Source organism: Clostridium fessum, from assembly GCF_003024715.1.
Lineage (GTDB): Bacteria > Bacillota > Clostridia > Lachnospirales > Lachnospiraceae > Otoolea > Otoolea fessa.
In genome coordinates this window covers 125,951-138,312 of record NZ_PYLO01000007.1, presented here as the reverse complement: position 1 = coordinate 138,312, position 12,362 = coordinate 125,951, and the positions used below count along the sequence as shown (strand labels likewise).

The following is a 12,362-nucleotide window of genomic DNA, read 5'->3' as shown; positions in this document are numbered from 1 at the left end:
CCTATTTTAATAAAATGTCCTCCCGGTACATCTCCGCCAGTGACCGCAGAATCTTCGCCGTCATCCCCCAGATGATTCCTTCCTCACGGCGGTAGAAGTAGACATCGTAATGTCCGCGCCGCCAGCGGTAATCGCGTCCGCCCGGAACATCTTCAAACGGGAATGTCTCTTCCGGCACGGTCACAAGTTCTGTTTCATATCGCTCCGGTTCATGTTCCGCGAACCAGCGGAGCGGGACAGAAAAGGTATGATCGACCTCCGCCTCGGAATATGACCAGCGGTAGCCCTGCAGCGCACCTAAAAATGGAGAAATCTCCATCGCTCCGGGTGCTTCCAGCACATCCAACGGCGCGATAACGCGAATCTGGCGGCGACTGATTAAGAGTTCTTCCATCGCCTCACGGATCGCCGCCTGCTTCGGTGTCTCGTCCCGCTCAACGGCACCGCCCGGAAAACAGATTTCGCCCGGCTGAGTTTTTAAGCTTCCCGCGCGCACCTCAAACACCACGTGGTACTCCCCGCCTTTCTGAATCAAAGGTACCAGCACCGCCGCCCGACGGATCTTCTCCTTCTCCAGTCTTCCGGCTCTCCGGCTGCCCCAGACTCGGCTCATCTGCGCCAGCTCGCCGCCCTGTGTCTGTTCCAAGAATGATGCAACACATTGGTTAAATGCGTCCGGGTTCTCTGCTGCAATAAAATGGGTGCCCTCTAAAAGCCGAAGCCTTGCGTTTGGCAGAGAACGTGCGATTTGGCGCGTGTGACATTCGCGAATCATGTCGTCGCTCCCTGCTACCACAAGGACGGGCATTTTCAGGCGGTGGAGAAGTTCAGGGCGGATCCAGGGTTCATACAACATTAAGGATAGAAGCTCTTTTTTGTGTATATTTGCCTTCCGATCATTTTCCTTATTTTCAGGAATTTTTTCTTTCTGACAGCTTCTTCTCTGTTGTTTATTCAGTCTTTCCTGTCCATTCTGTTTTTCGTTTTCTTTTGAAAATTGCTTTTCTGTCCGCATTTTTCCTGCTGCCATCTGCATTTTTCCCCGTATCTGCCCGATGCCGCTTTTCTGCAGCCAGAGCTTCCCCACAACTCCCACATACTCCCGCGCCACATCCGCCAGCACGGACGGCTTCATGCCAAACGGGTTTAAGTTCGCTCCATTTAAAATCAGCCGATCGACATATCCCGGATATTTCAGTGCAAAAATCAGCGCAATATTGCCGCCGTCGCTGAACCCCAGCAAAATGATCCGCCTAAGTCCCCGGCGGTCAAGAAATCCTTTCAAATCATCAGCAAACCGTTCCAAGGTAAATGTCCCACAACCACGCGGAGATCTGCCATGTCCACGGGTGTCCACCGCAATCACGAGATATTTTGATTCAAAAAAGGATAGCTGGTTCACAAAATAGGAGCTGTCCTCTCCATTTCCGTGAAGCAGCACCATCGGCTGTCCGGAGCCTGACTCTTTTGTATATAAATTCACGTCTGTTCCTCCATATTAAATGATATGCATATTTATTTCAGCTTAACATCCAGCTATCTTCCAGCAACTCTTTCTCTGCTGTTTTCCAGAACTTTTATGCGTTTTTAATTCCTTATCTATTATATATGATCCTTTTGTCTCGCGGCAATTCTAAAAAATCCTTTCATCTCCTTAAATTTCCACATTCAAAAGCAATTTCAGATCGTCCATCCACCAATACTCCACTTTTCTCCTCTAAAAGCGCCTACTTAATGAGCATCCGCTCCTTCGTTCTCTTCCCCATACTCCTCCACAAAATCCTTAATAATCAACAGACCAATCGGACCCAGCAGAAATCCAAACAGACCGAACAGCTGCAAGCCCACATAGATCGCCGCCAGCGTTTCAAGCGGCGACAGCCCCATTTTCTTTCCCATCAGGTGCGCCTCCGTGAACTCACGCAGAAAATAACAGAGCAGATACAGCCCGAAGAGAATCAGCGCGTGTCCCCACTCCCGCTTGAATAGAAGAAAAAGACTCCACGGCACCAGCGCCGTCCCTGTGCCGAAGATCGGCAGGGCATCCAGAACCCCGATTCCGATTCCGCCCAGAATATAATATGGATTTCCAATCAGCAAAAGCCCCGTCATCGAAAGTGCCGAAGTCATCAGGAAAATGACCGACTGGGTTTTCAGCCATGCGCTTCCTGTTACCGCAAGCCGCCTGCCGAGCAGGAAAAATTCGCGGTGAAACATCGAATCAAACCGCCTCCGGCGCAGTTCGTCCATCTCCTGTAAACTCAAAATCGAGGCAATGAAAAATAAAACAACCACAATAACCGCGCGCACAATCCCCGCCGCAGCAGGAACTGATTTCTGAAGGAGCTGCGGCAGCAGGATCTCCTTGACCTGTCCACCGCCCTGCAAGCCTGTTCCGCGAAAGAGCTGCCCGATTTTACCGGCAGGCAGATGAAGGACTCGCTCGATCGACTGTTCAAATTGCTGTCCGAGCAGTGACAATTCCTCCATCCGTCCTGGAAGCTCTTCTAAAAAGTGTTCCAGCTCCTCCGTGAAACGCCGTCCCCCTGCTGCCAGCAGACCGACCAGAAAAATGCTCAGCAAAATCAGCTCCACGCCCCCGATCATACCGATGGGAACGCCGATCATGCGCCCGCGGAAGGAGATTCGCAGCCGTTTTTCGAGAAATGCTGCCGATGGCTGGAGAAGCAGCGCCATCAGATACGCTGCCAGAAATGGGAATATAAGCGGCAGCAGGTAACGGAAACTCAAATACACGCCCGCCGTGACTACTGCTGTGAGAAATGCTTTTTTCTGTTTTCTGCTGAGTGCCATCTGTCTGCTCCACCTTCCCGATTTTTTCTTTATGCCATACACCGTTATGGTTCTATGATTTCTACAGCCATCCATTCAAACAAACGTCTTTTCCTTAAACCTACACGCCCTTTTTTCCGGATGTATGGCAACGAAAAACCACAGGAAACCGGTGTCAGCTCCCGCTTCTCCCGGCTCCTGCGGTCTCTTTTGTAAGCCCTCTTTAGTCGCTCCGGGGCTTACCCATGGACTTTGCCCATTTATGATTCGTACTTCCTTTGTACACACTCTAGTATGGTCAGGTCGGATAAAAATATACACGTCTTACCTTCTATTCACCCTTGACCTTTTATTTTCTTGACTTATAGAAAAGTTCGCTCACAGAACAAATTGCGGTTTGGTGGAAAACTCCATTCTTTTTCCCGTCACCGGGTGAAGGAACGATAAACGGACCGCGCACAGCGCCAGCGGTTCCCGACGGGCACGTCCCACGGAAGCAGCCGCTGGTGCGCCATACTTGGTATCTCCCATGAGCGGTGTCCCATGCGCGGCAAACTGTACGCGTATCTGATGGTGGCGTCCTGTGTGAAGATGAATTTCCACCAGTGAACGCACGGTGCCGTCTTCCTGTTCTTTTTTTTCTAATATCTGATATTCCAGCTCTGCCCGTTTCGCACCGGCGACCGACTTATCCACAATCCGGCTGGTGTTCGTTTTCCCGTCTTTCAACAGATAATCCACGTACTTACCCACATTATCCACAGGTTTTCCACATACGAGTGCCTGATAGATTTTCTCCAGTTTTCCCTCCTGTACCTGACGGCTTAAGTGCGCTGCCGCTTTCAGGTTCTTGGCATATACCATCACACCGCGCACCGGCTTGTCCAGTCGGTGGATAATTCCAACATACGGATCCACCGGGGCTGTGGACGCTTTTGGGGATAATCCTGTGGATAACTTTTTCGTCTCCTGCACCTTCCGGTGGAGATAATTTTTTATCTCGCTGACCATATCCGGCTCCAGGCGTCTCGATGTCTGCGACTCAACTCCAGCTGGTTTGACCACAACTAAAATATCTTTATCTTCGTATAATATATCTAACATAACCGATTTCCTCTCTACTTCATCCATGAATTCCCGAGCATTTTAACTTCTCAAATCATCTATGAGCCTTTTTTCTTTCTCTTCTAACTTTAAAATTTTCATATGCAAACCATTGCATATATTTATTGCCAACTCACATGAAACGTGAAAACCTTTCGTTACTATTCATACATTATATTATAACATATCCCATTCCCCTCTTGCATATTTTTCAGAAAAGTTGTATAGTATATAAAAACATCCTATGTAGTTTTAAATACTACATATCATATTCACAATTACTTTATTGAGATTACGACAAAGGAGGTTATCCTATGATTTCTAGTCAAAAACATACATCTGACACAACGGAACTCGTTGAAACAAAGCATCATAAATTCCACGTAAAGGATCCCGGAAGCGCGCTGACGCATTTTATCGCGATGATCGGCGCGCTGATCGCGGCAGTTCCGCTGCTTCACAAAGCGGCTGGAGAAGCAGATTCGCGCCATCTTGCGGCGTTGGCTGTGTTTATCGTCAGCATGATTCTGCTCTATGCCGCCAGCACGACCTACCACACCTTTAATATTTCCGAGCACGTTAATAAAATCCTGCGTAAGATCGACCACATGATGATTTTCATCCTGATTGCCGGAACTTACACACCGGTTTGCCTGATCGTTCTTGGAAATAACGCCGGTTACCGGCTTCTGACGCTCGTCTGGGGTATCGCGATTGCCGGGATTCTCGTCAACGCGCTCTGGATCAACTGCCCGAAGTGGTTCTCCTCGCTAGTTTACATCGCAATGGGCTGGATCTGCGTGCTGGCGTTCCGTCAGATCGTACTGGCACTTCCGAAAAGCGCATTTCTCTGGCTGCTGACCGGCGGACTCATCTATACGGCTGGAGGCATTATCTACGCATTAAAACTGCCGATTTTCAATGCAACGCATAAAAATTTCGGTTCGCATGAGATTTTCCATCTGTTTGTCATGGGAGGAAGCCTGTGCCATTATGTGATGATGTACGCATTTGTAGCATAAGGGTGAAATACCCATTTCGTCTGACAGGCATTATGCCTCATACGTACACGAAATGCATACATTCAATTTTTTATGTCACATTCATTCTCCTTTCAAAAAAGGAACCGTCCTGATGCAGCTGATAGACTGACCCAGGCGGTTCCTTTTCAATTCATTAAAAGCGTTTAAAAATTTTCTACGAAACTATTTTCTATGTTTTTACGTGCTTTCTCATGCTGCTCCTTTATCAAAGTCTCTTTTGATTTCCTTGTAATAAAGCACGATTCCCGTGACACCGACCAGCACTTCCGAGATCGGAAATGCAAACCAGGTAAAGCGCAGGTCAATCAGCGACAGCAGCCAGAAAATCGGAATCAGGCAGCAGATCTGGCGCATCACGGACAAAAAGAGGCTGATCTTTCCATTTCCGATCGCCTGGAAGAAGACCGGGGTCATCAGTGAAAATACCGCCGGAATAAAACTTGCCCCGATGATAGGGAATGCATTTTTTCCGATCGCGATGACCTCACTGCTCTTTGAAAAAACCTGGAGCAGCTGCACCGGAAAGAAAACGAAGCAGATCACACCGACCAGCATAAACACACAGGAAAATCCATAGCTGTCCCGCATAATTTCCCGGCATCTCGCATAGCTCTTGGTTGCATAGTTAAAGCTGAGCACCGGAACGATACACGTCTGCAAGCCCATCAGTGGGATAAAGAAAAACGTCTGCATTTTATAATAAAGCCCCAGCACCGTCACTGCCGAATCTGAAAATCCGGCAAGGATCGCATTTAAGATCACGATATAAACTGTAAATAATGCCTGCATAATAATCGACGCGTAGCCAAACCAGTAGATCTGCTTGATATAGAGCGGCATTTTTGTGCGCTCTGGCAATCTGCCAACCCCGCCAAACGATGTGATGACCGCAGCCGCCACCTGTCCGCAGACAGTCGCATAGGCAGCACCCGCGACTCCCAGCTCCGGCACCGGACCGAGTCCGAAAATCAGGATCGGGTCAAGCACGATATTCGTCAGCGCCCCCACGGTCTGGGCGACCATCGGACGGTGCATATTGCCCCGCGACTGATGGACCTTCGTCCAGTTTCCTTCCAGAAATGCCCCGATGCTGCCGATACAGACGATCTGTCCGTAGATAACAGCACTCTCGATCGCTTCCGGGGTATTCGCACTTGTCAGGACATACGGACGCATACAGAAGATCGAGAAAATGGCAAATATAAGCCAGGTTCCAAGCGCCAGAAGCGTGCCTGTTCCCGCTGTTTCTTCCGCCTGTCCCGGCATTTTCTGTGCATACAGGCGCGCCATGTAGGTATTCACGCCCACGCCGGTTCCCACCGCCAGCGCAATGATGATGAGCTGCAACGGATAAATGACCGAAAGCGCCGTCAGCGCCGATTCGGAATATTTTCCCACAAAAAAACTGTCCACAATGTTATACATCGCCTGAATCAGCTGCGCCAGCATAACCGGAGGTGCGATTTGCAGCAATATCTTCGGAATTTTCTCCGTCCGGAAAAATTCTGTATCCGTTCCCGCCTTACTCTTCATCGTCCGTCTCCTCCAGTGCCTCTTCCAGAATCTGGTCATACTCCATAAACAGTTCCGTCATTCTGCGGATCTTGTCCTCTCCCAGACGTTTCGCCGCCCGTTCTTCCATCCGGCTTAACGAATATAATAATTTTTCCGAATACCGTTCGCCCTCCGGCGTCAAAACAAGCGCCTTTTCCTTCCCGGTGCTCTTTTCCAGATCCGCTACAAGAATCCCGTCCTTTTTCATCTCTGAAATCACATGGTTCACCGTCTGCCGCGGAAGCAGATACGAATCACAGATCTGCTTTTGCGTACAGAATCCGAATTCGCGGATGGTGTAAAGCACCAGCATCCGGTTATAGCTCACATTGTTATTCTTTGCCCACATCGAGTATACACCACGGCAGCGGATGATCGCCTGGTTGACCTGATCGTAAAGTTTTTGTATTTTATATTCCATAACCTTCCCCATTCAATCCCATTTGGGACTGAAAGAAGTATACGACAGGATTTTGAAATTGTCAATCTTTACTCGCTCCGCGATATCAAACCGATATGTTACAATGTACGAATAGTGATTTCCATGGTTTTTTAACTAATAGGCACGCACAATCATCGTCTTCCAGGAGCGGTCCTGGCATTTGTATTCCATCTGGATTTCTGTAAATAACATCCCCGCCTGCCTGTGAAACTTCGCAATCTTTGAAATAAGAAAAATATTCTGATGAAAATATCCTATATCGTTATTATCAAATTTGTTAACAAGGAAACAAGGCGATGGTATACTTGTTTCCATGGAAACATAATGCAGGGGGTAATATTATGAACACAGTACTTATAAATCTATTTGTTACGTATATGAAAAAGCAGGAGATACTTTACAAACTTACGAAAGATGAGAAACTACACGGATATAATTAAATGAAAATTAATATCACAGTCAAAATTACACCTAAATGACTAAAGCGCCGTTCCTTTCTTCGGCGCAAAAAAACGACTCATATCGGTATGTTCCAGCGTAAGCAGTTCCACTTTCTTATCAATTCCACCCGCATACCCGGTCAGGCTTCCATTCGTTCCTACTACGCGGTGACATGGAATGATGATGGAGATCTCATTATGCCCCACTGCACCGCCTACCGCCTGCGCGGACATATGGGACGCATTCTGCATCTTCGCCAGCTTTTTTGCAATCTCCCCATAGGTAGTCGTCTGTCCATACGGAATTTGCAATAAAATCTGCCACACCGCCTGTCGAAATGCGGAGCCAGTCGGATGCAGCGGCGGAATAAAGTCCGGTTCTTTGCCAGAAAAATAAATATCCAGCCATCTCTTTGCCTCGGTTAAAATCGGGGATTCCTGTGAAATAGCTCCGTCTGGAAGTGTATTTGCAAAATACTTCTGCCCCTCAAACCACAGACCCGTGAGTCCGATCGCGTCTGCCGCCAGCAGAATATCGCCTAACTTTGATTTATATGTACATGTATATACTGTTTTATCCTTCACCGCGGACTCCCCCCAAGGTTATCGACTGCTTTTTTACATCCAATCTCTTTCTGCTTCCTCCAGCTTCTTCACAAGTGTATCTTTAAGAACCGTAAAAGCCAGAATAAAGCTATCGCGTATCAGCAGAATCAACTCGTCTATTTCATCCTCATTATATATATAACAGAGGTATTGCGTTATTTTAACATGAGTAACCATATCTCAGCATCATTGATAAATCCGATCTTATAACCAAGCTGGAAGTTAGCGATTTCTTTTTCCGGTATTCTCTGTCCCACGGATTTCCTCATGATAGAAATAATCTACGATCACCGGATGTCCCTGCGGGACTCTGCCATAAGGCATTTCATTATCCACAAAGGCACAATCATACTTCTTAGCCATTTTCTCAGCTTTTACTTCAAGTGCTTCAAAGTAGCTGCGGTTATGCTTGTTATAGATCTCGTCGTAAAGTGGTACAAGATCAGGATATTTTCCGGCGATATAATCCATAATTGTCTTTTTGAAACCGCCTCGAAGATTGAGATTTTCAAGCCAGAACAGATCGCACTGATCCTTTACCCGCTCAAAGATTGCTTCAAAATCCGTGATACCGGGGAATACCGGGGATACGAAACAGACTGTACGGATACCGGCTTCATATACCTGCTTCATAGCAGAGATACGGCGCTCAATGCTCGAAGCAGAGTCCATATCGTTCTTGAAATTTTCATCTAGTGTGTTGATCGACCATGAAACGGTTACACGTCCAAGCTTCTTCAGCAGATCAATATCCCGTACCACAAGATCCGACTTTGTGCAGATCAGAATATCTGCGTCACTGCCGATCAGCTGCTCCAGAAGTTTTCTGGTATTCCCGAATTGCTCCTCCTGTGGATTGTAGCCATCTGTCACAGAACCGATGACCACCCGCTGTCCGGCATATTTCTTCGGATTTTTAATTTCCAGCCAATGCTTCACATCAAGGAAAGTGCCCCATTCCTCCTTGTGCCCGGTAAAGCGCTTCATAAAAGAAGCATAGCAATACTTGCAGGCATGTGTACAGCCCACATAGGGATTGACCGAGTAACCGCCTACCGGCAGACTAGACTTAGTCATGATGTTCTTTGTTTCCACCTCACGAATGAGGATTCCATTTATTACTTCTTCCATGATTTCTGTACCTCTAACACTTTATTAAATTCTTCCGGCATTTCCTGAATCATATTTTCATCCCCTATGATAGGGACAAGGTCTTCCTTCATAAACACCGGAATGCCGAGCTTATGTGCCTGGTCCGCCAGAGACCATGCCCATTCCGGCTCCGTATGAATCTTCCTGCTCTGAGCTCCGGTCATGGTGCCGACAACGATCCAATTGATTCCGGAAAGGTCAACTGTGCCGGGATCGTCGAATAACGGCTCAAAGGTAACATGGTAATGTTTTGCTCTGACGTTTTTCCGAAGGGCGTCGATACGCCACAGTTCTGCTTTCCTCGTCACCGTAACGCCAAACCATGCGTTTTCCAGATCGGTATCAAAATCCAGCAAATCAGGTTGCTTGGTAAGGAACAGGAACTGATGCTGTGGATTTTCACGGATCTTTGCAAATACCTCGTCTCTCCATTCCGGCTTCCATCCGGAGAGATCGCTCATTCCGGTAAGAAGAAAGTTCTGCGGACGTTTCTTTTCCATCATCTTGAGCTTACTCGGAAAGAATTCAGAGTCAGCGAAGTCATCAATCATATGCCAGCGTTTCACGTTGTTGCGGGCATAGCAATATGTACACCCCACTGTGCAGCCGATGACGAGATTCATGTTCTGAATCTGATCTTTGATACAAATACTCATGACTTCTGCCACTCCTCAAGATTCTTTCTGATGCGGTCGAGGCATTCCTCAAACCGGGTAATTTCTTCCTCTGAAAAACCCTTGTAGTAAATGCTGCCCATCTCATCAGATACAGAATCGTACTCGCCCTTTAAGGCATGTGCTTTCTCAGTCAGAAACAGGAGTGTTTTCCTTTTGTCCGTTTCAGACTGAACACGGCTTATCAGTCCTTGATTTTCCATTCTTTCCAGCATCGTCGTAAGAGATGTTATCGCTAATCCGCATTTGACCGAGAGTGACCTGATCGAGATTCCATCCTCCTGCCACAGCACATAAAGAATACGTCCCTGGGCTCCATTAAACGCATCGATATTTTTTTCGCTGAGAATCTTCTCAAAAATCCGGTCACCAAGCTGTTTTATTTTGGTGACAAGAAATCCGCCATTTGTTTTCATACAAAAGCTCCTATATAGTAGTTTATAAAATCATACTATATAGGAGCTTTATTGTCAAGAGCTTGTATGTTTGAATAGAGGTAAACTGGAATTTCTATTTGTGTTGCCATGTCATTACATAATCTTTTTCTCCGGTAGCCTCATCTAAGCCACTATGCTGAATCTCAAATCCTTCTCTCTTATAAAAAGATATTGCCCGTGCATTCTTTTGGTATACGTTCAAGTACAACTTACTCCTTTTGTCCTTTGCATAATTCAGCAGAATTTTACCTATACCCTGCGATTGCATTTCACCAGAAACAAAAATGCCCTCAACATATTCATCATTTAACCCTAGGCTTAAACTTAACTACTATTTTTTCTTTGCGATATAAAATACATAACTGTAATAATCTACTACTAATCTAAAATAAAGCGATTATAAGCTATCCTTTTTCCTGTGTTTGTTTTAAAGTTTTCATCTATACACTTTTTTATCTTTTCCTGTTCTTTTTCTTTATCCATAACCGTTAAATTTTCAAGCAAATCAGCTTCCCATTGTATTTGAAAATCAAGTCCATCAATTTTAGATGGAGTATGATGGTTGCCTATTATAAAGCATATTCTATCAATATTTTTGTTATAGCCTACCTTTTTTAATATTTCTTTCGCTACTTCTGGTCCTTCCTTTTCTTGATAGACACCATCAATAGAACCGTATTTTTTTTGTGCTTCAACCGCACCAATATCATGTAGTATAGCAATAATACTGATGAATTCTTTTTCTTCCTCTCCGATATTTTCTCCTTTCATTATATCTTCTGCATTTTTCAAAACTTTGAGAGTATGCTCTATGCCAAAAGGAATTTCTTTGAATACTTCTTTCATCTCTATAATAATTTTTTCTTTAAACATAAATTACCTCCATTTATACCTTATAGGTGTTTTAGTTCTATCTATCCACTTTTTTGTTCGCCGATACAATCAGCATCATGGGACGGCGCATTTCATCCTGCATCCCCGGAATATCCATCATGTATTCCGGCGGCTGCGGCTCCACAATATGATTTATTATAAAACCATTTGAAAGCAGTGTATTTAGATATGTGGTCAGTGTTCTATGAAATTTTGTAACCTTTTCTCCTAAAAACACAGCTGTTCGTTTGCCCTCATAATAATAATTATCCACCGGAAAATGCAGTATTTCTCCTTTTTCGTTATAATACCAGTCTTGTGTTCCATAGGCAGTAAAAACAGGATGTTCAACCGTAAAAACTAGCTTACCACCAGACTTCAGTATTCTATATATCTTTTTTACTAAAATCTCATAATCTGCTACATAGTGAAACGCAAGTGAACTTAATATTACATCAAAACTCTCCTCTGGGAATTCCACATCTTCTATAGCACAGCATTTATATTCAACCTGTGGAAAATGTGTTTTTTCTTTGGCTACCTCGAGCATTTTATGAGAAATATCAACACCTACAACAGAAGACGCTCCGTGTTCCATCGCATAAATACAGTGCCATCCATAGCCGCATCCTAAATCAAGCACACGCTTATCTTTAAAATCCGGCAGCAGCTTTCTCAATGTTTCCCATTCTCCTGCACCGGCTAGTCCCTGCTGTGAGCGACTCATTTGACTGTATTTTTGAAAAAATATATCATCATCATATTTGTTTTCTTTTCCATATTCTACATAATTCAACATCTTTCACCTCGCTGTAAACTTCCGATTTTTCGTTCTCTGCGACTTCCCAATAAACGGGAATTTGACTTGCCTATTTTCTTAAAATCTCATGTGGAGCTTCTATTTCATTTGCCAAGGTATGCTCTGTTAATTCTGACATCAATTTCAATTTTTTATTAATCAATGGTCGCATACAATTAGGAACATGTTCCTGATGCGCTCTGTGGATTGCTACACATTCCTTACAGTTTCCGTGATAACGACAGGCTTTCAGGCAAGGACAGTGATCTTTGTCTTTATACTCCTTACGAAATTCCGCTGCAAATTCTTCTTGCAGTCTCAGTCCCTCGACACGGTTTCCCTTATGAAATTCTACCATTGCATCCAGTTCTTTCTGGTTCCCTTCAATCTTCATGTTATTATAGCGCCTCCATTTCAACTATTCCTCATTTTCTGATAAATTCCT

At 45.3% G+C, this 12,362-nt stretch carries 13 protein-coding genes and 1 pseudogene; 1 reads left to right on the top strand and 13 read right to left on the bottom strand.

Features of this window, described 5'->3' with window-relative positions; genetic code table 11:
- Position 1 precedes the first annotated feature (1 nt).
- The 3 genes from C7U56_RS15025 to C7U56_RS15010 all read right to left on the bottom strand — a co-directional run bounded on the left by C7U56_RS15025 (position 2) and on the right by C7U56_RS15010 (position 3,897).
- Entirely contained in the window at positions 2–1,483 is a 1,482-nt protein-coding gene (locus C7U56_RS15025; protein WP_107001889.1) for an alpha/beta fold hydrolase, read from the bottom strand.
- 248 nt (positions 1,484–1,731) lie between these two features.
- A complete protein-coding gene (locus C7U56_RS15020; RefSeq protein ID WP_107001888.1) occupies positions 1,732–2,814 on the bottom strand; it encodes an AI-2E family transporter in 1,083 nt (360 codons plus the stop codon).
- Positions 2,815–3,171: 357 nt separating this feature from the next.
- Positions 3,172–3,897, bottom strand: coding sequence for an RluA family pseudouridine synthase (locus C7U56_RS15010; protein ID WP_107001886.1), 726 nt, complete (start codon positions 3,895–3,897; stop codon positions 3,172–3,174).
- A 314-nt stretch (positions 3,898–4,211) separates the two neighbouring features.
- Here C7U56_RS15010 and trhA point away from each other — a divergent pair, with 314 nt between their 5' ends.
- Complete coding sequence (gene trhA, locus C7U56_RS15005) at positions 4,212–4,919, top strand: PAQR family membrane homeostasis protein TrhA (RefSeq protein ID WP_107001885.1); 708 nt, start codon at positions 4,212–4,214, stop codon at positions 4,917–4,919.
- Positions 4,920–5,129: 210 nt separating this feature from the next.
- On the opposite strand, the gene C7U56_RS15000 is transcribed toward trhA, so the two are convergent.
- The 10 genes and pseudogenes from C7U56_RS15000 to C7U56_RS14945 form a co-directional block, all read right to left on the bottom strand.
- On the bottom strand, positions 5,130–6,473 hold the full coding sequence (locus C7U56_RS15000) for an MATE family efflux transporter (protein WP_107001884.1): 1,344 nt from the start codon (positions 6,471–6,473) through the stop codon (positions 5,130–5,132).
- Complete coding sequence (locus C7U56_RS14995; RefSeq protein WP_107001883.1) at positions 6,463–6,915, bottom strand: MarR family winged helix-turn-helix transcriptional regulator; 453 nt, start codon at positions 6,913–6,915, stop codon at positions 6,463–6,465. Before C7U56_RS14995 ends, C7U56_RS15000 begins: the two co-directional genes overlap by 11 nt.
- A gap of 500 nt (positions 6,916–7,415) precedes the next feature.
- Positions 7,416–7,961, bottom strand: a complete 546-nt coding sequence (locus tag C7U56_RS14985; RefSeq protein ID WP_107001882.1) for a methylated-DNA--[protein]-cysteine S-methyltransferase — start codon at positions 7,959–7,961, stop codon at positions 7,416–7,418.
- Positions 7,962–8,204: 243 nt separating this feature from the next.
- Positions 8,205–9,113: a radical SAM mobile pair protein B gene (locus tag C7U56_RS14975; protein ID WP_107001881.1), complete on the bottom strand. Its 909-nt coding sequence runs from the start codon at positions 9,111–9,113 to the stop codon at positions 8,205–8,207.
- Complete coding sequence (locus tag C7U56_RS14970; RefSeq protein ID WP_107001880.1) at positions 9,101–9,790, bottom strand: radical SAM mobile pair protein A; 690 nt, start codon at positions 9,788–9,790, stop codon at positions 9,101–9,103. Before C7U56_RS14970 ends, C7U56_RS14975 begins: the two co-directional genes overlap by 13 nt.
- Positions 9,787–10,224 carry a radical SAM mobile pair system MarR family transcriptional regulator gene (locus C7U56_RS14965; protein ID WP_009535039.1) on the bottom strand — a complete coding sequence of 146 codons (438 nt, stop codon included), beginning with the start codon at positions 10,222–10,224 and terminating at the stop codon, positions 9,787–9,789. Before C7U56_RS14965 ends, C7U56_RS14970 begins: the two co-directional genes overlap by 4 nt.
- Before the next feature lie 94 nt (positions 10,225–10,318).
- A pseudogene (locus C7U56_RS14960) lies at positions 10,319–10,543 on the bottom strand (GNAT family N-acetyltransferase); the annotation flags it as partial.
- Positions 10,544–10,623: 80 nt separating this feature from the next.
- Positions 10,624–11,118, bottom strand: coding sequence for an HD domain-containing protein (locus tag C7U56_RS14955; RefSeq protein ID WP_008981870.1), 495 nt, complete (start codon positions 11,116–11,118; stop codon positions 10,624–10,626).
- A gap of 37 nt (positions 11,119–11,155) precedes the next feature.
- Positions 11,156–11,917, bottom strand: a complete 762-nt coding sequence (locus C7U56_RS14950; protein ID WP_164979758.1) for a class I SAM-dependent methyltransferase — start codon at positions 11,915–11,917, stop codon at positions 11,156–11,158.
- 70 nt (positions 11,918–11,987) lie between these two features.
- The gene (locus C7U56_RS14945) at positions 11,988–12,311 is read right to left on the bottom strand and encodes a hypothetical protein (RefSeq protein ID WP_004613237.1); all 324 of its coding nucleotides are present in this window, start codon (positions 12,309–12,311) and stop codon (positions 11,988–11,990) included.
- Positions 12,312–12,362 lie beyond the last annotated feature (51 nt).

What these genes read in the sequence shown, in the direction of transcription:
- C7U56_RS15020 (WP_107001888.1), bottom strand. Translation starts at nt 2,814, where the DNA reads ATGGCACTCAGCAGAAAACAGAAAAAAGCATTTCTCACAGCAGTAGTC.
- C7U56_RS15010 (WP_107001886.1), bottom strand. Translation starts at nt 3,897, where the DNA reads ATGTTAGATATATTATACGAAGATAAAGATATTTTAGTTGTGGTCAAA.
- trhA (WP_107001885.1), top strand. Translation starts at nt 4,212, where the DNA reads ATGATTTCTAGTCAAAAACATACATCTGACACAACGGAACTCGTTGAA.
- C7U56_RS15000 (WP_107001884.1), bottom strand. Translation starts at nt 6,473, where the DNA reads ATGAAGAGTAAGGCGGGAACGGATACAGAATTTTTCCGGACGGAGAAA.
- C7U56_RS14995 (WP_107001883.1), bottom strand. Translation starts at nt 6,915, where the DNA reads ATGGAATATAAAATACAAAAACTTTACGATCAGGTCAACCAGGCGATC.
- C7U56_RS14975 (WP_107001881.1), bottom strand. Translation starts at nt 9,113, where the DNA reads ATGGAAGAAGTAATAAATGGAATCCTCATTCGTGAGGTGGAAACAAAG.
- C7U56_RS14970 (WP_107001880.1), bottom strand. Translation starts at nt 9,790, where the DNA reads ATGAGTATTTGTATCAAAGATCAGATTCAGAACATGAATCTCGTCATC.
- C7U56_RS14965 (WP_009535039.1), bottom strand. Translation starts at nt 10,224, where the DNA reads ATGAAAACAAATGGCGGATTTCTTGTCACCAAAATAAAACAGCTTGGT.
- C7U56_RS14955 (WP_008981870.1), bottom strand. Translation starts at nt 11,118, where the DNA reads ATGTTTAAAGAAAAAATTATTATAGAGATGAAAGAAGTATTCAAAGAA.
- C7U56_RS14950 (WP_164979758.1), bottom strand. Translation starts at nt 11,917, where the DNA reads ATGTTGAATTATGTAGAATATGGAAAAGAAAACAAATATGATGATGAT.
- C7U56_RS14945 (WP_004613237.1), bottom strand. Translation starts at nt 12,311, where the DNA reads ATGAAGATTGAAGGGAACCAGAAAGAACTGGATGCAATGGTAGAATTT.